The sequence below is a fragment of the Candidatus Zixiibacteriota bacterium genome (assembly GCA_036480375.1).
In the GTDB taxonomy this organism is placed as follows: Bacteria; Zixibacteria; MSB-5A5; order GN15; family JAAZOE01; genus JAZGGI01.
Window position 1 is genome coordinate 165,016 of record JAZGGI010000003.1, and the last position, 23,042, is coordinate 188,057.

At 44.4% G+C, this 23,042-nt stretch carries 20 protein-coding genes and 1 pseudogene; 3 read left to right on the forward strand and 18 right to left on the reverse strand.

Annotation, left to right across the window (positions count from 1 at the left end; translation table 11 throughout):
* Positions 1-83 precede the first annotated feature (83 nt).
* On the forward strand, positions 84-857 hold the full coding sequence (locus V3V99_00770; protein MEE9441187.1) for a TIGR01458 family HAD-type hydrolase: 774 nt from the start codon (positions 84-86) through the stop codon (positions 855-857).
* Positions 858-894: 37 nt separating this feature from the next.
* Here the strand turns inward: V3V99_00770 and V3V99_00775 are convergent, their stop codons facing one another.
* From V3V99_00775 to rfaE1, 6 genes are all read right to left on the reverse strand, one after another.
* Positions 895-1,773, reverse strand: a complete 879-nt coding sequence (locus tag V3V99_00775) for a YihY/virulence factor BrkB family protein (GenBank protein MEE9441188.1) — start codon at positions 1,771-1,773, stop codon at positions 895-897.
* A 38-nt stretch (positions 1,774-1,811) separates the two neighbouring features.
* A complete protein-coding gene (locus V3V99_00780) occupies positions 1,812-3,725 on the reverse strand; it encodes a S9 family peptidase (protein ID MEE9441189.1) in 1,914 nt (637 codons plus the stop codon).
* A 135-nt stretch (positions 3,726-3,860) separates the two neighbouring features.
* A complete protein-coding gene (locus tag V3V99_00785; protein MEE9441190.1) occupies positions 3,861-5,189 on the reverse strand; it encodes a TldD/PmbA family protein in 1,329 nt (442 codons plus the stop codon).
* Positions 5,190-5,224: 35 nt separating this feature from the next.
* On the reverse strand, positions 5,225-6,766 hold the full coding sequence (locus V3V99_00790; protein ID MEE9441191.1) for a metallopeptidase TldD-related protein: 1,542 nt from the start codon (positions 6,764-6,766) through the stop codon (positions 5,225-5,227).
* Positions 6,767-6,900: 134 nt separating this feature from the next.
* Positions 6,901-7,383 (reverse strand): D-glycero-beta-D-manno-heptose 1-phosphate adenylyltransferase, encoded by a 483-nt coding sequence (gene rfaE2, locus V3V99_00795; protein ID MEE9441192.1) that lies wholly within the window; start codon positions 7,381-7,383, stop codon positions 6,901-6,903.
* Positions 7,384-7,389: 6 nt separating this feature from the next.
* Positions 7,390-8,379 (reverse strand): D-glycero-beta-D-manno-heptose-7-phosphate kinase, encoded by a 990-nt coding sequence (gene rfaE1, locus V3V99_00800; protein MEE9441193.1) that lies wholly within the window; start codon positions 8,377-8,379, stop codon positions 7,390-7,392.
* Between the two features lie 128 nt (positions 8,380-8,507).
* On the opposite strand from rfaE1, the gene V3V99_00805 reads away from it, so the two are divergent.
* Both V3V99_00805 and V3V99_00810 read left to right on the forward strand, forming a co-directional pair.
* Positions 8,508-8,834 (forward strand): DUF3467 domain-containing protein, encoded by a 327-nt coding sequence (locus V3V99_00805; GenBank protein ID MEE9441194.1) that lies wholly within the window; start codon positions 8,508-8,510, stop codon positions 8,832-8,834.
* A gap of 168 nt (positions 8,835-9,002) precedes the next feature.
* Entirely contained in the window at positions 9,003-9,224 is a 222-nt protein-coding gene (locus V3V99_00810) for a hypothetical protein (GenBank protein ID MEE9441195.1), read from the forward strand.
* Positions 9,225-9,233: 9 nt separating this feature from the next.
* On the opposite strand, the gene V3V99_00815 is transcribed toward V3V99_00810, so the two are convergent.
* The 12 genes and pseudogenes from V3V99_00815 to V3V99_00870 form a co-directional block, all read right to left on the reverse strand.
* The gene (locus V3V99_00815) at positions 9,234-10,007 is read right to left on the reverse strand and encodes an MBL fold metallo-hydrolase (protein ID MEE9441196.1); all 774 of its coding nucleotides are present in this window, start codon (positions 10,005-10,007) and stop codon (positions 9,234-9,236) included.
* Between the two features lie 211 nt (positions 10,008-10,218).
* Positions 10,219-11,268, reverse strand: coding sequence for a low-specificity L-threonine aldolase (ltaE, locus tag V3V99_00820; protein ID MEE9441197.1), 1,050 nt, complete (start codon positions 11,266-11,268; stop codon positions 10,219-10,221).
* A gap of 54 nt (positions 11,269-11,322) precedes the next feature.
* Entirely contained in the window at positions 11,323-11,955 is a 633-nt protein-coding gene (locus V3V99_00825) for a diacylglycerol/polyprenol kinase family protein (GenBank protein MEE9441198.1), read from the reverse strand.
* 27 nt (positions 11,956-11,982) lie between these two features.
* Positions 11,983-13,755: a peptidylprolyl isomerase gene (locus V3V99_00830; GenBank protein MEE9441199.1), complete on the reverse strand. Its 1,773-nt coding sequence runs from the start codon at positions 13,753-13,755 to the stop codon at positions 11,983-11,985.
* A gap of 108 nt (positions 13,756-13,863) precedes the next feature.
* Positions 13,864-15,585, reverse strand: coding sequence for an ATP-binding protein (locus V3V99_00835; protein MEE9441200.1), 1,722 nt, complete (start codon positions 15,583-15,585; stop codon positions 13,864-13,866).
* Between the two features lie 36 nt (positions 15,586-15,621).
* Entirely contained in the window at positions 15,622-16,818 is a 1,197-nt protein-coding gene (locus tag V3V99_00840; protein MEE9441201.1) for a type II secretion system F family protein, read from the reverse strand.
* A gap of 12 nt (positions 16,819-16,830) precedes the next feature.
* On the reverse strand, positions 16,831-17,907 hold the full coding sequence (locus tag V3V99_00845; protein ID MEE9441202.1) for a type IV pilus twitching motility protein PilT: 1,077 nt from the start codon (positions 17,905-17,907) through the stop codon (positions 16,831-16,833).
* A 230-nt stretch (positions 17,908-18,137) separates the two neighbouring features.
* Positions 18,138-19,835, reverse strand: a complete 1,698-nt coding sequence (pilB, locus tag V3V99_00850; protein MEE9441203.1) for a type IV-A pilus assembly ATPase PilB — start codon at positions 19,833-19,835, stop codon at positions 18,138-18,140.
* Between the two features lie 157 nt (positions 19,836-19,992).
* Positions 19,993-20,481, reverse strand: a complete 489-nt coding sequence (locus V3V99_00855; GenBank protein MEE9441204.1) for a roadblock/LC7 domain-containing protein — start codon at positions 20,479-20,481, stop codon at positions 19,993-19,995.
* A 664-nt stretch (positions 20,482-21,145) separates the two neighbouring features.
* Positions 21,146-21,721, reverse strand: a pseudogene (locus V3V99_00860) (ADP-ribosylation factor-like protein).
* Positions 21,722-21,731: 10 nt separating this feature from the next.
* Positions 21,732-22,082 carry a roadblock/LC7 domain-containing protein gene (locus tag V3V99_00865; protein ID MEE9441205.1) on the reverse strand — a complete coding sequence of 117 codons (351 nt, stop codon included), beginning with the start codon at positions 22,080-22,082 and terminating at the stop codon, positions 21,732-21,734.
* Entirely contained in the window at positions 22,066-23,034 is a 969-nt protein-coding gene (locus V3V99_00870) for a hypothetical protein (GenBank protein MEE9441206.1), read from the reverse strand. The genes V3V99_00865 and V3V99_00870 overlap by 17 nt, the downstream gene beginning before the upstream one ends.
* Positions 23,035-23,042 lie beyond the last annotated feature (8 nt).

The following is a 23,042-nucleotide window of genomic DNA, read 5'->3' on the forward strand; positions in this document are numbered from 1 at the left end:
ATAATAATAAAATTGATGGCTATATGCTCCAGTTTTTTTATACTTGTTCGTAACTATTTAGACTCAACTAAGAGATAATTTTTATGAGGAAATTTGAGGATATCAAAGGCGTCCTGTTTGATCTTGACGGCGTTTTATATATTGGCAATCAAATCATCCCCGGCGCCGTCGAAGCAATAGAATATCTGCGCCAGAAACAGATTCCCTGCCGTTTTTCAACTAATACGACGACTAAATCCAGGGGGGTGCTTTTCCGGAAAATAACATCCTTGGGCTTGCCAATTAAACAGGAAGAAATAATATCCGCCCCACAGGCGGCTATCAGATATTTAAGAAAAATCGGGCAGCCTAAATGCTATCTATGCCTGAATGACGATTTGAAAGATGATTTTTCTGAATTTGCTCAAACCGATACAAATCCGGATTATGTCATCATTGGAGACATCTGGGATAAATGGAATTATGAAATCATGAATCGGATTTTCCGATTTTTGATTGAAGGGGCCGAATTAATCGCGCTTCACAAGGGACGTTATTGGCGGGAACCGGACGGGCTGCATATCGATATAGGCGTCTTTATTACCGGTTTGGAATACGCCTCGGGTAAAAAGGCAATCGTTATCGGCAAGCCCAGCCCGGAGTTTTTCACCGCTGCCGTTGAAGACATGAATTTGGCGCCCGCCGAAGTGATCATGATCGGCGATGATATCGAATCCGACGTAGGTGGCGCGCAAAACGCAGGGCTTCGCGGCGTATTAGTGAAGACAGGAAAATATCGTGAAGACTTAGTTAGTAAATCAAAAATCGTTCCCGATGCGATTATTGACTCGGTCGCGCAATTATCCAAATTGATATAGGGCACAAATTGCGTTATAATTCTTGATACTTCGACGACTAATGCCTTTCTCTATACAGTTGTCCAATCTCCGCTCCCAAAATGAATACCAAAGAAGTGTAGAATATCCAGAATGCCAAAACTATCAAAAAAGCGTACGTTCCATATATGAGCTTCAGAGTAATGAAATTCGAAATATAGTAACCGAATAACCGTTCGGCGATATGCCAGAGCAAGGCCGCAGAAAGAGCCCCCACACAAATAATTTTACTGCCTAATCTGAAATTCGGAACCAGAAAATATATTAAGTAAAAGGCTCCCGCAATAATGACAAATGAAATAGCCAAAAGAACGGCACCCTCAATAAAATCAGTGCGGAAACTGCTGAGAAGCTCAACTTTATCGGCGAATCTCTTGGCGATTCCAAAGGCGGGAATAATCATGACGGATAATAAAAAGAAAACCAGGACGAGGATAACCAGCCCCAAATCATGCAATTTGCCAATCAACACCGATTGAGAACGACGGGCCCGAAATACCATATTCAGGATAGTCCGCATGCTGCTGAACAGCCCGGAAGATGCGAATAATAGTCCAACCGAACCAATAATACCCGCGACACCGCGGTATATCTTAAATTCTTCGAGACGGGCAAAGACGAATAATTTGACGTCTTCGGCATAATCTTTGTAAGGAATAACCCGATCGATAAATCCATTGATTTCATTAACGATTGACGGTTGTTCGAATAGAGAACCCAATACGGCGAAAACAATAAGCGCCAGCGGTATGATACAGATAAAAATCGAAAACGACAGCCCGCTGGCCAATAGAAAAATATGATGTTCGCCCGTTCGGTTATAGATACCTTTGGAATAATATTCTATTGTATTCCATATGAAGCTTAAGCAATTTTTTATTTTTTTGAACGACCACATAATTATCTATTAATTGCCGTATATACACCAAATACTAACTAGTTTTGTTTACGTGAGCCAAGATGCTTTCTCAGGAACTCTTCGGAGGTCTGATAAAAGAGCAATCGATTAGAGGACATCGACAAACCATGTCCTTCATTATCAAATAGCAAATACTCGTTATCAATTCCGCGCCTGACTAAAGATTCTATTACTGAGTCAGCCTCCCGCGGTAATACTAACCTGTCACGGCCTCCTTGTACGATTAATAACGGTGTGATAATACTATCAGCATAATTAATCGGGGATGCCTTTTGTAATATATCAAGTTCAAATGTTGGGTCGCCGACCCGATTGCGGAACATTAAAATCTGGCTGCTGTACGATGCCGGGATCGCCTTGATGAGAGTTTCCAAATTCAAATATCCGCAAACATCGACCACGCAGGAAAAAACATCAGGATACCGAATGGCCGCCATCAGCGCCGCATGGCCCCCGTATCGCCATCCCCAAATCGCGACTCGATTTGGATCGGCATAGCCTTTCTCGACAGCCCATAATACACCGTCAACCAGATCATCGACCATGGCCATTCCCCACTGTTTATTGCCGGCATTATAAAATTTCTTACCGAAGCCGGTCGATCCCCGGTAATTAATTTGCAGGCATATATACCCCCGATTCGCCAGCCATTGGGTTTCTGAATCATATACCCAACGGTCGCGATTCCAGGGTCCTTCATGAACGCAAACAACTAAAGGCAGGTTCTTTTTTTCCAGACCAACGGGAAAAGTAATATATCCATATATCGTCGAACCGTCACGGGCGGAAAATGAAATTGACTCCATTGACGCGAACTCATAATTTTCCATATTGGTGTTATTATTAAAGAAATGAATCGCCTTTTTATTGCTCCGCTTATACAAATAAAACGGCACGGGACCATTATCGGTTTTGAATCCAATCAGCCAGTTTTCATCGTTTTTATCGCGACTGCTGATAAAGAAATCCCCATGATGCAAATTTTTTATCGCTTCAATATCATCTCGGATAGCATCATCCAGGATTATCGTTTCTTCACGCTCTTTTTCAAATATAACACCCTGAACTTTGCCGGTCCGGGGATGAAAAATAGCGCCAAAAACGTTAAAGATATTATCCTCGGCGATGGTCTCTACCTTTCCTGAAGCTATGTTTATTTGTTGAAGACGACTCGTGTTCCCCTCCTGCGAATTGAGAATAAAAGCGTATTGACCGTCGGCAGAAAATCCAACCGGGCTGCTGGTTAGCATATCCTCGGGATTCCAGGTTATAATCTTTCGCCATTTACCCGCCACCGTATCGGTGACCATGAAATTATACTGGCCGTCCTGACCTGCCTCAAGACTTCCGCGAGCATTCAAATCATGATCAATTAACCAACCTAAAACTGTGCCCGAGTTTTCGGCTATAAGCTCGAAGTTCCCGCTTACCAAATCAACCTTATAAACATGCGGTGCATAATCATTTATGCTTCCGAAACTAATAATAACCGAATTGGGGCAATCCTGACTTACTTTTAATATCTGTACATTGATTCCATCCATCGGTGTCAACTCGCGGACTTCCCCAGTAGCCAAATCGTAATCGAATAATTTGTTATAACCCTTACTCTCAACGTCACGCAAATAGAGAACCCTGGAACCATCCCCTGACCAGATATGACTTTTTATTCCTTGCTGAGCATCATGCGTAATTTGCGTTTTCTCTGATGTGGCAATATCGAAAATAAAAATATTGTATAAATTTCCGATTAAACCCAAATAGGCGACTTTATCCCCATTTGGTGATAACAGCGGATTTGCGATTTCACTAACACTAAATAATACTTCTAAAGGAATCTCCCGGGATATTTTTTCCGACTCACAGGCATTAAGCACTAAGAAAATACCTAAAATCGCAAGGACAAAAATCATTATATATACTTTTCGCATGAATCATTCCCTTTAACATAAATTCCGGATTCTGGCTTGCTTTGCATAATTAATTATATGAGACTTTGTTATGCATATCAAATAAAAAGAGACGGGTCTTAATCCGCCTCCGAGTAAGAATCTATTATCACTTGTCTAAAGTCCGCTGAATTGAACATCCTCGAATTTAAGGCTGGCAAATCTTTGAGACGAAATGAGGTGGGGATCATTCCCGATTTCCGTTAATCGATTCAACAGGTCTTTGAAATTCCCCGAAATATTCATCTCATTGATTGGCTGAATAGCTTTTCCATCCTCAATCAAAAATCCGTTGACGCCGTATGAAAAATCTCCCGTTGTTTCGTTGGAACTTCCCCCAAGAAAACCGGTTACCAAAATGCCTCGTTTCATTTCGGCTACCATTTCATCCAGGGATTTTTCTCCATAATTTAGAATAAGATTAGATGTCCCTCCCCCGGTAGGCTCCATTCCCAGTTTCCGGCCATAATATGAATCAATAAGATATGATTTTAATACCCCATTCTCAATTATGGATCTTTTGTGAGCCGCCATCCCTTCCCGGTCATACAGGCGCGAACCGATGCCTCTGGGTATAAAAGGGTCATCAACTATGGTAAGAATATCCGATGCTATTTTATTATCCAACATGTCAATAAGAAAAGAATTTTTCTGCTGGAGCGAACGACCCGACAGCGACCTCAGGACAGTCCCCAATATCCGACTCGCACGGCGATTGATCACAATCATATCATAAACGCCGGAAGCGATTTTCTTTTGCCCGATTTTCCTCAGGGCTCGATCGACCGCGGTATGGCTGATTTTTCCAGAATTATCCAGATCCTCAAAATGCCGCATATTTGTGTTATCGGATCCCTCAACAATATTACCCTGATCATCTTTGATAGACGCATCACAATAAGCATAAAACGAAGTCGAGATTTTCTCACCGACAAATCCATTGGTTGTCACCTTAAGAGATTCGGTAAAATTATCACCGTACTCTCCGGTGCAGGAAATCACTTTGTCACTTCTTTGACGACCTCCTTCTTCCAAAGTCCGTGCCAATTCAACTCTTTGATTGGATTGAATAGTCTCATAAGACACGTCTCGAATTTGCAGGTCCTGATATTCCATATCCTGGAAATATTTCGGGTCGGGTAATTGCCGATATTTATCTTCCCCGAGATATTTTGTCATAGCTACCGCCTTTTTAATAAACTCAATCACTGAATCACGCCTCATATCGTTGGTAGTATGGCTGGAATATTTGTTATCGACATAAATACCGAGGGTCATCGATTTCCGCGTAGATTCTTTAAGTTCATCCATCTTGCCGTCGCGAAAACTGACGCTCACCTCCCGAGATTTTGAAATATCGACGGCAACATCTTTGACACCTTCCCTTTTGGCGTTAACGGTAACCCAATGCGCCAGATCCAGCTCGTCAAGCAAAGTAATTCTCATATTTAAAATTCCTTTCTATATCTAAACGCATTGGGTTAATTTACTCCGCCGACTGTGATTGATGAGACTAAAACGGAAGGCAATCCTACTGAAACAGGTACTCTCTGACCGGATTTACCGCAAGTCCAGCCGCCTTCGGCAAATTTAAAATCATCGGCGACCATTGATATCCGGCCCAGAACTTCTGGCCCATTTCCTATGATATTAATATCTTTTACCGGCCGGGTAACTTTGCCTTCCTCGATTAGAAAACCGGTTTTAACGTAAAACGAGAAATCGCCGGGTCCAATATTCACCTGTCCACCGGCAAATGTTTCGGCGAAAATGCCCTTTTTCACGCTGGCAATAATTTCTTCTTTTTTATAAGGCCCCGGCAGCATATAAGTATTTCTCATTCTGGGCAGGGGCTGATGGCGGAACGACTGGCGGCGACCGTTACCGGTCGGCTTAACTTTATAATACCTGGAGCTAATTTGATCATGAAGGTAACTTCTGAGGATACCGTTTTCTACCAGAACCGTTTTTTGGCTCTCGTTTCCTTCGTCATCGATATTTATGGAACCTCTCATATGTTGATTTGTACCGTCATCCACTATTGATACAAAATTCTCCGCGACCTTTTTGCCCATCTTATCCGCAAAAATCGAAGTTCCCTTGCGATTGAAATCGGCTTCCATCCCATGGCCAATCGCCTCGTGCAACAATATTCCGGAACTCCCCGCCGCTAAAACAACCGGCATCTCCCCGGCTTCCGGTTTAACCGCATCGAATAGACCGACCGTTTGATCCACCGCTTTTTGGGTCATATACTCGATTTTATCATCGGTGATAAATTCAATTCCCCTTCTCCCGCTGAGATTATGGGAGCCGTTTTCACGTTTACCGTTTTGTTCGGCAGTGCATGAGATGCTTATCCTCATCATTGGCTGATAATCATAGGAAACGACACCTTCCGAGGTGGCCAACAACATATAAGATACCCCGTCGCTCAAATATGCCCTGGTTTTAACTATCCGAGAGTCTTTGGATTGAGCCAATTCTCCCGCCTTTTGTATCAAGGGAATACGCTTGTCAATCTCAACCGACTCCCAGGATGTTCGAATCGGATAATAATCGGCCGGTATTCTGGCCGAGAACTGAGTCGCCGTCGTACCTGCGGGACCGGAGGCAATATTGGCCGCGGTTCGGGCCGCCAATTTCATCGCTTCGGGGGTTATTTCCTCGGTAAATGAATAACCGGTTTGATCATCTTTCAACACTCGTATACCAACTCCAAAATCCACCGAGGTTGAAGCTCGGCTAACAACATCATCTTCCAAACCGATGTAAGTATTAATACTGTGTTGAAAGAAAAGGTCACAATAGTTTCCACCGCGCGACAGAGCCGTTTCCATAACTTCCCTAATAATGGCTCCATTAACGCCAAAATGCTGAAAATAATCGGATACCGACATCAAATCATCTTCCGGGGCTGCTAACACCGCCATTGGATTTAGCCTGAAGAAATATGGTACGCTGATTAAAACGGCTCCTTTAGCCCCCGTTTTAAGGAACTTCCTGCGTGTAATTTCCGTCATATCTAACTCCGATCTTCTCTTTGTGGTAATTCTCCAAAAAACTTACGAAAAACCTTGAGGGCGCCCTTTTTCCTGTTTATACAATCAAAGTGAGCTATATTCCGCTTTCATAAGCCTGAAATAAAAATCTCTTGTCACAGACTTTTTATCTTTTTTATAAGATTTGTGGTGGAGCGACCGACAGATAATTTTATCCGTATAACTTTCCCGCCACTGGATTTTACAAAATCCGCTCCCACTATATCTTTAATTTTATAGTCAGCTCCTTTGACGAGGAAATCCGGTCGAATTAGCTGAATTAGTTTTAGCGGCGTCGGTTCGGAAAAATAAACGATATAATCAACACATTCCAGAGCAGATAACACTCCGGCGCGATCCGATTGACGATTTAAGGGCCTGCCTGACCCCTTAAATTTTTTGACCGATTTATCGGTATTCAACCCGATAATCAAAACGTCACCGAGTGCTTTTGCCTTCCGCAAATAACGGACATGACCGATATGCAAAATATCAAATACACCGTTGGTGAATACGATTTTTTGTCTGCGTGCTCGCAAACGCGTGCATAATTTTCCGATATTTTTTCGCGCCGCTAATTTGCCTATAATATCACTCATGAACAGCTATATACTTTCCGCAAATGAGTTCGTCAGCTTACTCTTTGTGATAAAGGCCGTCCCGACTTCCCCAACCACAACTCCGGCCGCCTGATTGGAAATAACGGTCGCCTCTTCCAACGAAGCTCCGGCAGCGATTGCTGAAACAAAAGAGGCGATTACCGTGTCTCCGGCGCCGGTAACATCATATACTTTTCTAGCCATTGTAGGAATAATCTGTAGGTCACTGCCCCTTTGAAAAAGAGCCATCCCCTTCAGGCCGAGAGTGACCAATATTGAGAGAGGATCGAGTTTTTTCATCAACCCTTCACCGACGGTTTTTAATGACTCCTCATCGGTTATTTTAAGCCCAAAAGCGCGTCCCGCCTCATGATGATTGGGAGTTATCAAAGATACTTTTCCGTAAAGCGGAAAATTTCCATCCTTGGGGTCGACGGCGATAAAAATGTCTTCTTTGAGACTGAAATCTATTAACTCTTTCAAGAGCGATTTGGTTATCATACCTTTGCCATAATCGGAAATAATGATCGCTTTCAATCCATCCTTTCGAGCGTCAAGAAGCGACATCACCCGGGATTCCATTTCTTCCGAAATATCCGACCGAACCTCTTTATCCGCCCTGACAACCTGCTGATTATGAGCGATAATCCTTGTTTTTATCGTCGTTGGTCGTTGAGGATTGGTTACTAACCCGGCCGTATCAATGCCCTGTTCGCGGAGCAGCCAATCGAGAATCGACGCCGGGCTATCGTTGCCGACTATTCCGATTAAAAGCGGTTTATCCTCCAATCCGATGATATTGGCTGCCACGTTGGCCGCGCCCCCGGGCGACGATGATTCGCGATTAATCTGAACGACCGGAACCGGCGCCTCAGGCGAAATCCGTTCGACTTCTCCCCAGAGGTATTCATCGAGCATAACATCGCCGATGACGGCGATTTCATTTCCGCCAATATTATCTATTATCGATTTGGCTTTCATCTTATCAATCGTCATTGAGTCCGAACCTTGATTTTGGTTGACTTAATCCGATAATATATTAGCTTTTATTCAAATCGCAAGCGAATTGGCGCTTGGCTTTAATTACATTTTTCACACGATGACCGCTTTGGAACGGAGGTTTTATGAAACCGCAGAAACCGCAGATTAATATTGAATTGGGCGACAAGGAAGCTGAAGGAATTTACTCCAACCTGGCTCTGATCTCACATTCGCCTTCGGAGATTATTTTCGATTTCGCCCGCCTTATGCCGGGGACTCGTAAAGGCAAGGTCTATTCGCGAATTATTATGACTCCATCGCACGCCAAAATGCTTCTGGGAGCGTTGGAGGACAATATTAAAAAATTCGAAAACCAGTTCGGCGAAATCAAAATACACGGCAAAGAGCAGCAATCAAATATCGGCTTTGCGGCTTCAGGCTCAAGCGATGACGCAAAAAAGGATGAGTAAACTTGCCAGATTCTTCAGAGCATGTTGAAAAAGTATCGGAGGGTCATTGCGAGGAGTCCCGTGAAAGCGGGACGACGCGGCAATCTAAATATGTTCCGTCAGGTCTTGGACGCCGAAGGCGGGTGTGACCTGACGGCAAAAAATATTGACAATTTATCAGGATAACTGATGCTATTCGACTCCGACAATGCCCGCAATACCAAAACCTGCCCTTTCTGCAGGGAATTTATTGACAAAAGCGCCGTTCGCTGTCCGCATTGTCACGCCGATCTTAAGACCCCCAAAGCGATGAAAAAGAGGCCGTTTTACTGCGGTAATTTCATGCTCGGCATCTATACCGCGACAATTTTCTGGTTATTCGTAATAATTTATTATATCTGGAAATATTGAATTCTAATCTTAAAGTTTAATTCGCATTCCATCCTGAGCAATAATAAGATTCTTATATCCGGCTTTTTGGGCCTGCGCGATTGCACCATTGGTATCAAAATCTTCGGCGAGATGAGTCAAAACGACTTTTCCAACATTGTAATCCAGAGCCATATCTATCATACTCGCAATTTCAATATGGGTTGATTCGACTACGAGCAAATCGACATCAGTCAGATAAGCTCCCAAATCCTTCTCTGAGCCCAAATCAGCCGAATAAACTATTGATTTGTCGCTGGCGTGAATCAAATACGAAAAACACTGCATCTGATTTTTAAATCCAAAATCTTTAATCAAATCAGCATGACCGATAAGATGCGTATTGAGAATGGGGTGAATAGAAATACCATCAAGATTGATAGTGTCCCCTTTGTTCACCGGCAGGAAATTTATTTCAAACGGCAACTTTTCCGGAAAAAGATATAGGGCATGAAAATAATCCCTAATCGGCCGGATGATTTCAGAAGGGAGATAAATATCAATCGAATCCCGCCTCCCCGCCAGATACTGCATCTGAACAAAAAGCGGCAAATCGGATATATGGTCAGGATGAGTATGCGAAATAACTATTGATTTTACATCAATAGGATCAAAGCCCTGCCGTCGAAACGCCGAAGACACTCCTCCTCCACAGTCAAATTGATTAAGTCCATCATCAACATCCAAAACATAACCCGAATTAACCCGGTCAGCCTGCGGCATCCCCGCTGACGATCCCAGAATTGTAAATTTTATTTTATCCATTTCCGTTTATCCTTAGGTTTTGTCAACAATTATTAATCTATTCGAAAATCACTTCCCTGTTTGGGAACATCCTTAAGGTTCAATCGTAAAAAACATTGCCCTCTATATTGAGGGTTTGACAAAGGATAGTTGCGCATACAACACCATCCTTTTTCATGACTTCTTCCGGCCCGAATCCTTTTGGATTCGGGCTTTATTATTTTTTTCGAATTTATCCGGCGGCCGACATAACTTTGGCGACGGCTTCGACCGCTTTTTTGCAATCTTCTTCATTAACATCAAGATGAGTGACAAATCGAACTCGAGCGGAGCCGAACGGCACGCATAAAACTCCCTCTTTCCTGAGCGCCTCAATAAATGTCTCAGCCGTATATATCTCCGGATCAATATCAACGATAACAATATTCGTCTGCACTGTTTCCATATCAATCGTCAATCCGTCGACACGAGACATGCCCGCCGCGAGAGTATTTGCGTTCATGTGGTCATAAGCCAGACGGGAGATATTATTTTCGAGAGCGTAAATCCCGGCCGCGGCGATAATCCCGACTTGCCTCATCCCACCGCCGAACATTTTCCGCGTCCGTCTCGCCCGCTCAATAAATTCCTCCGAGCCCGAAAGAACCGAACCGATAGGGGCACCAAGTCCCTTTGACAGGCACACCGAAACTGAATCAAAATATGAAGCATATTCCGCCAGCGAAATCCCGGTCGCCACATGAGCGTTCCAGAGTCGGGCACCATCAAGATGCATCCAGAGATCGTTTTTCCGGGCGACCTTTTCGATCTCCGCAATTGTTTCTTTGGGATAGATTGTCCCGCCAGCGCGATTATGAGTATTTTCCAGCGCGACTATTTTCGTTCGTGGGCAATGAATATTTATCGGTCTGATATTTTGCTCTATCGTTTCCGCCGACAGGATGCCTTTATCTCCGGGCAATAAATGTACCAGAAGTCCGGAAATCGCCGCGGGCGCCGCGGCTTCATAATTAACGATATGACATCCGGTCTCACATAAAATTTCATCGCCCCTGTCACTGGTGGTATATAACGCGATTTGATTGGACATTGTCCCCGAAGGAACATAAACGGCCGCCTCTTTATTCAATAATTCCGCGACCTTTCGCTCAAGTTCTTTAACGGTTGGATCATCACCAAAAACATCGTCGCCCACAACCGCTTGAGACATTATCGTCCGCATTCCCTCACTCGGCTTGGTGACGGTATCGGATCTTAAATCAATAAATTCATTCTTACCCATAATAATACCCCGTTATACAATTTATTCAACGCTTTTCCATATTTCATAATATAATCAAAACGCCGCAAAAAAAATCGCTCCCGGATAGTTCATTAAATTCATAATCCCCAGCATTACCAATCCGGAACTGATCGGTACAAATAAATTATCATCTAATTTGCCGCAAAAAGCTTCGGCTAAAGTGGCGGTTAAGGCGCCGATCAGGCCAACTGCCGTCGGTAATCCCGGAATCACAAATGAAACCGCTACCAACGAAATCAAACACGCCAGCGAGCCTTCAATTGATTTTTTTTTGTAAAGTTTATGTTTTCCAAACCTGCGTCCTATCAGAGCCGCGGCGGTATCGCCGATTATTATAAAAACCAGAGCCGCAATAGCGATCGGTTTAGGAAAAAATATGATGCACAAGGCCGCAGTTGTTAAAATATAACTGGCGCCGGTAAATCCGCCTTTGACTTCATGATCCCGGATAATAGGTGTTAAGATGATCGAAAGATATTTCCAGATTTTCCATTGCCTGAATCTTGAGATGTCTATGAGTATCGCAACTACCGCGGCCAGGGCCACCCCGAAGACCGCCGTCTGAAAAGCAACCAAAGCGTAACCAATGGGAATTACGAGCGCAAAGAGATGAATGCCCTTGCGGATAAATTCTGCCGCCAGCGTAATTTCTTCTGCTTCATTCATATAAGTTAATACAATAACTCGAAATCATTAAGGATTTATCGGTTTGCGATATAAATCACCCAGTCTATCCCAATAAATTTTCGGCGGTTCGCTCAGCCGGCCTTCAACAAATTCCCAAATTAGATCATGTTTGTGATTATCCAGCATCATTTTTCTAATCCCCGATTTTACCGCCGCAAATTCCTTATCCGGGGTCTTTTCCAAAACTTTGATAATATGATATCCATATTCCGTTTTAACGGGACGCGAAACTTCTCCAACCTTCGTTGCCAACGCTCTCCTCCAGAATGCGCCGGGCATATCCCTTTCCCCAATATATCCAAGATTCGCCGCGGCCCGTTTGATATCCGGGTCACCCGGATAGTATTGATCGACCAGTTCCATAAAATCGGCGCCAGAATTGGCAACATCGCGAACATGGATAGCCAAACTTGAATCAGAAAATATTACATGTTGTACTTTTAAGGGCCTATCGGCCCTGTATTTTTCAATATTGTCGTTATAATATCTTAAAAGCTCATCTTCAGTCAGCTCGTAACCATCCTCCAGTAAATCTTTTTTGAGAGTAGCCACTCCATACTTTAAAATAGTCCCATCAGACCATTTTCGAAAATCAGGATGATCGGCGTAGCCATGTTCCGTGGCATAGGCAATAATCACGTATTTCAACACAAATTCACGAATAGCCTCAATCTTATCGGAGATACCGAGGGGATATGCCAGGCCATTTCTTTTCATATAGAGACCTATTTGGGCGCGATATTCATTAAATGTTATCGTATCAACCCGATTACCCGGGTCATCCGCGTTTACAATCGCCAAAATATCTGAATATTCATGCAATGTATCATTAATTGCTATTGCCGCGGTATCAAAATAAATATTCGCATCAGCCCTTAGAGTATCCAAAAATGCTTGCCCGTTAATAGTGGCTTGCTGTTTTTTCAAATACTCTAATATTCCATCATATAATGAATCGACCGGGGTATAATGCTCTTCAGTATGATCCTCGACCTTTATCACGTGCCATCCATATTTGGTTTTTATGACTCCCGATATTGAATCCACCGGTGTGTGCTGGATCGCGGAATCAAAGGGCGCGACCATCTTGGAAAGTTCAAAATAACCCAGATCTCCCCCGATACCGGCGCTCCGTTCGTCATACGAATACATGATCGCCAGGGTATCGAATCCTTCTCCATTAATCGCTCTTTGCCTCAACTCCATTACCATATCCCTGGCGAGAGCATCCAGTTCGGCGTCCGATTTACCTTTATATTTTAGCGAATCCTCTCCTGATTTAAGATTATATCCTGATATGACAATATGGCGGGCGCGATATTTCTCCGGACTGATAAATCTTTCTTTCATCTGCTCGTATGTAACATAAACCATCGAATCGTCAACTACTACATTCGCGACAATATGATTATCATAAAAGAACCGTATCAGAAAATCGTCGTACATGTCTTTATATTGTTTTTCCAACAATGGCTGAGTGGACAAATCAAAATTAGCCGCGTCCACCGCGAGGAGTGAATCGAGCAGTAAATTATAGACGGTCTCAATAGCCGTCACAGAATCAATGACTGTTTTCGACATGGGCATTTGATCTTCATTAAACCTCTGAGCCATCATGTCTATATCGATGGGAAGGAAATTATTATCGGCGAAAATAATAGGGCGTGTTGTATCGACCGGAGATTCTTCGCCTGAAACATCTATTTTACTCCCGCCCTGACAGCCTGACATAATAATCGCCAGACTATATAAAATAAAGATCAACGCCGCTTTGTTCATATATGTTACCTCTGTTGAATTTGGCCACAAATTAAGACATTACACCCAAAAATCAAGCAAAAGTTCCTTGAGATTTATGTTCATTACTTTAAGAGGTTGCAGATGTGTTTATGATAATTGTGTAATTGATTCATGTCCTTGATTATCCATTTCGGCATTGAGATTCGCCTTATCGTATTTTTTGAGATATAGACAAAACTCGGTACCCAATCCGAGCTCGGATGATGCCTCAACACGCCCTTCCATCGCGTCGGCCAGGCGTGAGACTATTGATAACCCGAGTCCGGAGCCGGATTTTTTTGTAGAATGAAAAGGCATAAAGACCTTCCCCAGTTGCTCAAAAGGAATGCCCGGCCCGGTATCTCGAACGGATAATTTTATTTCTCCGTTATCCAATTCGGCATCCGTTTCAATTTGAACGCTGCCCCCGGAATCACCTATGGCTTCGAATGCATTTACTAGAAGATTTATCAGCATCTGCTTTAAGTAGTCTTCATCCCCGGAAATGTAAACTACATTTTCATGCGAAATGGGCCGGATGCGAATATTATTTCTATAAGACGGGTGACGACGAGCTACTTCAATCACTTCCGAAATAAGCCCGAGAATCTCTACCTTTCGCAATTCAAGGCGATTGATACATGCGTAGAGAAGAAAGTCGGAAAGGATTTTGTTCAGCCGGGTTGATTCCTTGATAATTAATGAAAGCAGTTTATCATTATCGCCCTCAAGATATAAAGAATTCTTGAGAACCTCCACCGATCCGGAGATTGATGCCAGGGGATTTCTAATCTCATGAGCAATGCAGGCCGACAATTCACCGATGGCGGCCATTTTATCGGCCTGCCTTATTCTTTGCTCAAACATTTTCGCTTCGGTTAAATCCTGAAAGATGGCAATCACTCCGCGCGTATCAAATTTCTCATCATAAAGAGTCGAGGTCGATAAACCGATCGGGACCTCTGTGCTGTCGCCGCGTTTTATAACAAATTCAGAACGCGACAATCGTTGCTGGGAATTCAGGACAGCCATTAGATTTTCGCTGAGAGGTGTCAATTGATTTACGAAAATTCCACGACAATGCTTTCCGGAAACTTCCGCTTCACTCAATCCCAAAATTGATTCGGCGGTTCGATTAAAATAGACGATTTCACCATCCTGATCAATCGTTACCAAACCACAATTCAAATGCCAGAGAATATCCCCGGTTTCCAGTCTTGCCTTTTTGAGGGCAGCCGAAGCCGAGTCGAGCTCAATACCCTTGGATTGCAGCTTTTCGGCGAGATACCCGGCAATAAAGGCAACCAGGTAGAATATCAAAATATGCAAAAAGGTGGAATAAAAATGCGCGTCATCGGCATTAAAAAAACTCCCGCCCAACGGTTGCGAAAACAGGTTTTCCTGAACCGGAAGATTTATATTTATCCCGGTGACAAAAGCAAAAGTAAGACTTGCGCAAGTAGCGATTAACAACGTTCCGACCAGGCGATAGACCATGGCCGACGAAACGATCGTAAGTAAAAACAGTATTGAAAACGGCGAATAGAGACTCCCCGTCGAATATACAATGCCCGCCTCATTGACGATTTCAGCCACAAACGTCAGCGCGATTAGAACCCGAAACAGCAGTCGATAGTCGGTACGGCGCAGGAATACCTGGGAAATCAAAGCCGCCAGGGTAACGAAGCAATACAAATAAAATGAAGTCTGAGTATATGAAGGAAACCCAAGCCATCCAACGATAGCCCAGAATATAAGGCAAAAATTCATCAGCCGCAACGGCGCAAACCAGCCAACATTAATCCCGGGATATGTCTGTGATAGACTCATAAGAAAAAGGCGGGCCGACCGGCCCGCCCAATCCGCTTAGATTTTTCCTATGATGTCGAACATCGGTAAATACATCGCAATCAAAATACCGCCAATAATAATACCCATAAATACAATTACCACTGGTTCAATAATCGATGTCAGAGCCGTCACCGCGGCGTCCACTTCCTCGTCATAAAAATCGGCAATCTTGTTTAACATCTCATCCAATCCGCCCGTTTTTTCACCGACTGAAATCATCTGCGTTACCATCGGAGGAAATACGCCGGTTTCCTTCAAAGGAGCGGTAATTGTATCACCTTCGGCAATGGATAAGACTGATTTTTTGATAGCGTCATGAATTACTCTATTTCCGGCCGTTTTGGCGGTAATATCAAGCGCTTCCAGGATCGAAACACCGGATGAGAGCAAGGTTCCCAGGGTTCTCGAAAACCTTGAAATCGCTGATTTCTTGAGAAGTGTACCCAAAATGGGAAACGCCAGAAAAACCTTATCGGTATTATACCTGCCTTTGGGCGTTTTGACGTAAAGCTTATAGCCGACAATAAGAGCGATTATGGCGCCTATAATATGCATAAACCTTGTTTCCAGAAAATTCGATATTCCCAAAATGACTTGAGTCGGTCCCGGCAATTCCGACCCGAGACCTTCAAACATTTTGGCAAACACGGGTACGACGAAAGTCAGCATAGCGATCGTAACACCGGTCGCCACGACGCTGATAACGATCGGATACATCATCGCCCCGCGAACCTTGCGTATCAAGGCATCGGCTTTTTCACGATAAACCGCCAGCCTGACGAGAATCACATCAAGAGCGCCGCCCATCTCGCCCGCTTCAACCATATTGGTATATAGCTGATCGAATACTTTGGGATGACGGGCCAAAGCGTCAGACAAAGTTGTGCCGCCCTGCACCGATTCCTTTACTTTATTTAACACTTTGCGCAGTTCAACCGAATCGACCTGAGAAGCAAGAATCTCCAGACATTGAATCATCGGCAAGCCGGCACCGATCATGGTCGCGAATTGACGAGTAAAGCGGGAAATATCCTGCTTTTTTATTCCGGTACCGAATTTGATCGCTATATCCGCCGGTTTTTTGCGAATACTGGAAACAAGTATTCTATTCTGCCTGAGAACTCTTTCCATATCCTGCTGATTCTTAGCCTTTAGCGTACCGCTGACCTGGGCTCCGGCCAATGTCTTACCTTTATATTCAAATTCCGGCATACAATTTACTCCTTACGCAAACGCGGGCGACGGTTGTCTGGATAAAAGCTCATTCAATTCCTGCGGATTGGAACTGCGTCCCGTCGCGTCATTCATGGTTATTTTCCCCGTACGATATAATTCGGCCAGAGACATATTCATCGTGCGCATCCCATACTTCTGCCCTGACTGAATCATACTATATATTTGATGAATCTTATCGTCGCGAATAATGGCCCGGATGGCGGGCGTACATACCATCACTTCCAATGCCAGCGCTCGCCCGCCGCCCATGCGGGGGATTAATTGCTGGGCAACAACCGCCTGCAGTGTGAACGATAAGGTAACCCGAATCTGTTCCTGTTGATTGGTCGGGAATACATCGATAATGCGGTTTATTGATTCGGCGGCCGAGTTGGTATGCAGAGTCGCGAATGCGAGATGGCCGGTTTCTGAAATATTCAAAGCCGCCTCGATTGTTTCCAGATCTCTCATTTCACCGACAAGAACAACATCGGGATCTTCACGCAAAGCGTATTTTAACGCCGACGCGAACGATGGCGTATCGCTGAATACCTCTCTTTGATTTACAAGACAGTTATTATGCCGATGCAAATATTCAATCGGATCTTCAACAGTCAAAATATGTTCATGCCGCTCACGATTAATCTTGTCAATAATAGCAGCCAATGTAGTCGATTTGCCCGAACCGGTCGGACCGGTTACGAGAACCAAACCGCGCGGTAAATTCGCCATTTCGGAAACTACTTTCGGCAATCCCAGTTCTTCAAAAGTTTTTATCTTAAATGGAATTTGCCTTATGGCCACGGCAATGTTTCCCCGTTGACGAAAAACATTGCAACGAAATCGACTCAAACTCTCAAGGCCAAACGACAAATCCAGCTCATTGTTTTCTTCGAATTTTTTCCGCTGTTTCTCATTCATGATGCTATAAGCCAGCTTCAAAGTCATTTCAGCAGTCAAAACTTCATGCTCGGTCCGAACCAAATTTCCATCAATTCTGGTCATAGGCGGAATCCCAACCGTAAGATGCAAATCGGAGGCCCCCTTCTTAACCATTTCCTGGAGAAGATCTCTCAAGGTTACCATGTTATCTCCTAAAATAAAGCAACTAAATAAATAGCGGAATTGCGCCTCTATCGTATCATTAATTTTATCGGTAAATCAATAGAAAATCTTAAGTGACACCGATTTAAAACAATAATAATAAGCTGTTGTGCTTAAACAAGTTGGGTAAAGTTTCCGGCATGACATTTTTAAGAGGCTTAATTCTTATTCTCAATAATTATTGATGGATTGTTAAAAGGAATTTCGGTCTTTTACGTACCCGTCACGGCGAAGACTTCTTTGAGACTGATCAAGCCGTTCATCATCTTATCAAGCGCGGCCATACGCAATGTCAGCATGCCCTCTTCAATAGCCTCGTTTCGAATTTGAACATCGGTGGCATTTTTCAGTATTAAATCTTCAATTGCCGCCGAAACCGGCATAACTTCGAAAATACCGGCTCGACCCGATTGACCGGTGCCGTTACAATCATTGCAGCCGGGCGATTCAAAAACATCCCGGGTTGTGATGCAGCTCTCGGGAACGTCGAGGTTCTGAATATCTTCATCGGTGAGAGTATATTCTCTCTTGCAATTGAGACATAATTTTCTCGTCATACGCTGAGCCATAATCAACCGCGTTGCCGAAGATACCAGATAGTTGGGTATGCCCATATCGATAAGTCGATTTATCGATGAGGGCGCGTCGTTGGTATGCAGGGTCGAAAATACAAGGTGTCCGGTTAGCGCCGCGCGGATGGCGATCTCGGCCGTCTCACCATCTCGAATCTCACCGACCATGATTACGTCGGGGTCCTGTCGCAGGAAAGACCGTAGCGCTCTGGCGAACGTCAGACCAATATCCGATTTGACGGCTATCTGATTAATTCCGTCGAAGTTAAACTCCACCGGGTCTTCGGCGGTCATGATATTAATATCTTCAGTATTGATCTGTTTCAAAGCCGAATATAGCGTCGTCGTCTTACCGGAACCGGTCGGCCCGGTTACCAGAATAATCCCGAACGGTAGATGAATAGCGTTATCGAATCGTTTCAGCGAATATTCGGTAAATCCGAGCCTGGTCATATCGACCATCAAAGCCTGCGGATCCAAAATTCGCATAACCACCTTCTCGCCAAAAATGGTCGGCAACACCGAAACACGCAGGTCAACGGTGCGATTATCGAGTTTAATTTTGATGCGTCCGTCCTGGGGCAAACGCCGTTCGGAAATATCCAGCTCCGACATGATTTTTATACGAGATATAATCGCCGCCCGGTATTTGAACGGCAGCGGATCCATCTCCTTAAGGTTACCATCGATTCGATAGCGAACGCGAATCCGTCTTTCGTACATTTCGATATGAATATCGGATGCCCCGGTACGGACCGCTTCTTTGATAATTGAATCAACCAGGCGAACCAACGGCTTGTCCTGAACCGCCGACTGCAAATCGCTTTCGCTGAGCTCGTCCTCGGAAACGGAAACGACTTCGAGTTCTTCTTCATCTTCAAGACCTTTGAGGATTTCGCTAACCCCGCTATCCGAACGATAATATTTTTCAATTGCCTTGTTGATGGAATTTTCGGGAGAAATAACCGGCTGTACATTGCATCCGGTGATAAATTTAATGGCGTCAAGGACATAAACATTATTAGGGTCGGCAATGGCGACGATGAGAGTTTTCTTGAGCTTTGAAACGGCGATAACATTAAATTTCCGGGCAATATCACTGGGAATCAGGGCAACAATTTCAGGGTTTAACTCTACGTCAGCGAGACGTAATGACCCCATATTCAATTGCTTGCTGATAAAATCGGAAAGCTCTTCCTCGCTGCCAATAGCTCCCACTTTGACGAGAGCTTCGCCAAAATGTTCCTTATTTTGCTCTTTCATGGCCAGCGCTTTTTCCAATTGATCTTCGGAAATTTTGCCGGCCTTTACCAGCATGGCTCCTAATTCAGCGGACATTAATGTCTCTCCGGTGATGCATGTATACTTTCCTGTAAATGTGCCCTGTATATAAATCCGCGGAACGCGGGCGGGATCAGGGGGCGATGCGCTAAACTAATATATCAACGCCGCGCCTTCCCTGCCGCGGCGGCCGCGATTTGCTTTCTGCTCAGGTTCAATCCTTAAATATATCATCCAGCTTATCGCCCGCCGAGGCAGCAAAATCGGCTGACACTTCCGGATGCTCCTGGTGGGAACGATCCGAAATTTGTGTAAACACTTTGGCCAACTCTTCCGATGCTTCCTTGGAGTACAGGCGGACCATACCTATTGTTGTGCGATCGTCAAAAATCACAACCATTATCGAACGCTCGCCCACGATTGACATGTGGATATGGTCTTTCTTGCCCTGATGAAACAAGACCGAAAATTCAGATTCTCCAACCAGTCGAGCGATCTCTTTGGTTGAAGCAAACGAACCGGCCAGTAGCGCCGCCAGGGCGGTCGTATCCAGGGAGTGCGTAAATCCCTGGCGCGTGATGAGGTGGCCGTCCTTATCAACCAATAGGGCGCATTTCGCTTCCGCGCCCTTCAAAAGTTTGGTCAATAAAGAATCAATCCGCTCGATCTCTTCCTCATATAATATCAGACTATCATCACTCACGGGAATTTCCTCCCCTTTATTTTAATCCAAACAATCGCTTGAAGAATGACCACTTTTGGGGTTTTTCGGTCGATTCGGCTCGCAGCGAAGGCGCCATTTGAGGATGTGAAGACTGAACCTTTTCTTCATCCCCGATGCTCGGATTATTAGTTTCGGCTTTGGTTATTTCTAATTTATCACTTTTCGTTTGACGCGTTACTTTCATTCGTTCTTCATCTTCCGTCGTATTGCCCGGGAACGGCCTGTAAGCGGGCTTGGGAGGCGGAGCTTTTTCTATATTTTGCTCCACCGGCTCGCGCTGAAATTCAACGGGCTGTTCCGGGGATTCGGGCACGGGCGGCACAACCGTCTGCTGCGTGACCTGCTCCAATGGAACCGACGTATTATGAGTCATAGACGCGGCCGGAGCGACCGGCTGGGGTATCGGGTGGACAGGTTTTTCAGGAACGATGGAGGCCGGCGCTGGTGCTGGTTGAGCAATCGGTTCCGGAGGCGGTTGAACAGGCCCGGATTGAGGTAACGGGGCCGGCTGTGCCTGAGGCTGAGGAATCGGCGGAGGCGGTGATTGAGGAATAGCTTGAGGCTGAAGAGCCGATGCGGCGTTTGCCTTAGGTTGAGCCGGGGCTGCGGCAGGTTGGCTGGGCTGGGTGCCTGCTCCAGCTGATTTGGCCTTATCCAATACCAACTTCAAAATACACTTCAGGGTGTCAAAGACGCCAAAACCTTCTGTCGCCGAAGCACAAAATTCAGGCCAGTTGCAGGCATTTAGAGCGGCATGAAGCTCTTCTGCGCTTAACACTCCGGGTAAGTCCTGTTTATTATATTGAATGACAAACGGCATTTCATCGATCTTGAAATCGTATTCGGCCAGGTTTTCCTTAAGATTATTCAGTGATTCGATATTTTCATCCAGTTTATCCGGTTGCGAATCGGCCACAAAAACAACTCCGTCAGCACCGCGTAAGACGAGCTTTCTGGTGGCATTGTAATAAACCTGTCCAGGTACCGTATAGAGCTGAAATTTGGCGTCAAAACCGTTTATCTTTCCAATATTAATTGGTAGGAAATCAAAATACAAAGTCCGGTCAGAGTCCGTTGCCAGCGAAATCAACTTACCCTTCGTATCAGACGGCACCTTGGCATGCACATATTGCAAATTTGTCGTTTTACCCGATAAACCGGGACCGTAATAGACGATTTTACAGCTAACTTCTCTCGATGCGTAATTTATTGATACCATGTATCTTCTCTTAGTAAACTGCTTCCTGATTATTTAATTTACTTATCGCGTTTTTGATTTCCAGCCGGACTAATCCAATATTGACTTCCGGCTCAGTAATAACTACCAAAACACCCATTTCCACTTCACTGAAAAATAACTTGGCGTTGTCAGCTTCAACCGTAACCTGCTTCAAGGGCGGCGACTGGAGCCGATCAAGCGATTTTTGCACATTGGAAATAACCGACGCAGCCAGGGCGCCGATCGCATCCTCTTCAATTTGAGTGTTGAGGTCGGCCGCGATAACAATTCCATCGTTACCAACAACCATACTGCCGATTATTCCGCTCGTCTTGTTTAGTCCCTCAAGAATTTGATACATATTGATCCTCCACCCTGACAAACAAAGCCGGGCTGTATCGTTCATTGATATATTTTCTGATCATATCCGCAGCCTGAGCCATTCGAATATGAATGGTCTCATCTATATTTTCTTCAGTCATAACCATCAAGATAAATCTCTCTATCCGACGCATAATAATACGCTTATTATTTGTCGTGATATCCAGCTTACTGGGATTTCCTACCGGACTAAAGTGATTCAATAATCTTCGATTTTCATTTTCAATAATGATCGCGGCCGGAGCCCACAATTCTATATCTTCATCACAGCGACTAAAATTAGCCAGAGTAAGACCTTCTTCATCTATAAGGAGCGACATCTTAACCGCGGCTGATTCTCCGATATACTGCACAGCCCTCTCCAGTTGATTATCGCCATCCGCTTGTGGGGTCGATGTAACTTCAAATATCTGCTTATCGGTCTCCATTTCACTGAAACTTTGCGACTGTAAAGGGGCAATAGGCTCGGTGATTTCAGAGGAAACAGTCTCTTTCTCTTCAATATGAGGTTCAAAAACGAATTTTTTCGGCCTTTCAGGATTCAAACTGGATGCTAAATGCAAATACGCCGGGCGTAAAACAAAAGGAGCTGAAACTACATGAAGTATTATGGCCGGTAAATATTTGCCCATTCCGAGAGAAAAAGCAACCGAGCTATCGAGTCCATACATTATTATAATAGCCAGGCCAAACGCTGCCCCCAATCCCATCCGAAACACCATTGTTAGCGCCGAACCAATCAGAATAGTTATCAGCGGAATCTCTCTGCGGAAGGAATATAAAACGAAACCGTAGAACGCCATCTCATAGAGCATATATAAGGCCGAAGCCGATAATAACGGCAATCCCAATTTATTGGGGAAAATAACCATCGGTATCACTACCAAAATCAGCGATGCGAGCAGTATAAGACTTTTAATATTCTTTTCCATAACAGATC

Bases quoted from the DNA above. Each gene is read 5' to 3' on its own strand.
- V3V99_00770 (MEE9441187.1), top strand. From the start codon at position 84: ATGAGGAAATTTGAGGATATCAAAGGCGTCCTGTTTGATCTTGACGGC.
- V3V99_00775 (MEE9441188.1), bottom strand. From the start codon at position 1,773: ATGTGGTCGTTCAAAAAAATAAAAAATTGCTTAAGCTTCATATGGAAT.
- V3V99_00780 (MEE9441189.1), bottom strand. From the start codon at position 3,725: ATGCGAAAAGTATATATAATGATTTTTGTCCTTGCGATTTTAGGTATT.
- V3V99_00785 (MEE9441190.1), bottom strand. From the start codon at position 5,189: ATGAGAATTACTTTGCTTGACGAGCTGGATCTGGCGCATTGGGTTACC.
- V3V99_00790 (MEE9441191.1), bottom strand. From the start codon at position 6,766: ATGACGGAAATTACACGCAGGAAGTTCCTTAAAACGGGGGCTAAAGGA.
- rfaE2 (MEE9441192.1), bottom strand. From the start codon at position 7,383: ATGAGTGATATTATAGGCAAATTAGCGGCGCGAAAAAATATCGGAAAA.
- rfaE1 (MEE9441193.1), bottom strand. From the start codon at position 8,379: ATGACGATTGATAAGATGAAAGCCAAATCGATAATAGATAATATTGGC.
- V3V99_00805 (MEE9441194.1), top strand. From the start codon at position 8,508: ATGAAACCGCAGAAACCGCAGATTAATATTGAATTGGGCGACAAGGAA.
- V3V99_00810 (MEE9441195.1), top strand. From the start codon at position 9,003: ATGCTATTCGACTCCGACAATGCCCGCAATACCAAAACCTGCCCTTTC.
- V3V99_00815 (MEE9441196.1), bottom strand. From the start codon at position 10,007: ATGGATAAAATAAAATTTACAATTCTGGGATCGTCAGCGGGGATGCCG.
- ltaE (MEE9441197.1), bottom strand. From the start codon at position 11,268: ATGGGTAAGAATGAATTTATTGATTTAAGATCCGATACCGTCACCAAG.
- V3V99_00825 (MEE9441198.1), bottom strand. From the start codon at position 11,955: ATGAATGAAGCAGAAGAAATTACGCTGGCGGCAGAATTTATCCGCAAG.
- V3V99_00830 (MEE9441199.1), bottom strand. From the start codon at position 13,755: ATGAACAAAGCGGCGTTGATCTTTATTTTATATAGTCTGGCGATTATT.
- V3V99_00835 (MEE9441200.1), bottom strand. From the start codon at position 15,585: ATGAGTCTATCACAGACATATCCCGGGATTAATGTTGGCTGGTTTGCG.
- V3V99_00840 (MEE9441201.1), bottom strand. From the start codon at position 16,818: ATGCCGGAATTTGAATATAAAGGTAAGACATTGGCCGGAGCCCAGGTC.
- V3V99_00845 (MEE9441202.1), bottom strand. From the start codon at position 17,907: ATGGTAACCTTGAGAGATCTTCTCCAGGAAATGGTTAAGAAGGGGGCC.
- pilB (MEE9441203.1), bottom strand. From the start codon at position 19,835: ATGTCCGCTGAATTAGGAGCCATGCTGGTAAAGGCCGGCAAAATTTCC.
- V3V99_00865 (MEE9441205.1), bottom strand. From the start codon at position 22,082: ATGTATCAAATTCTTGAGGGACTAAACAAGACGAGCGGAATAATCGGC.
- V3V99_00870 (MEE9441206.1), bottom strand. From the start codon at position 23,034: ATGGAAAAGAATATTAAAAGTCTTATACTGCTCGCATCGCTGATTTTG.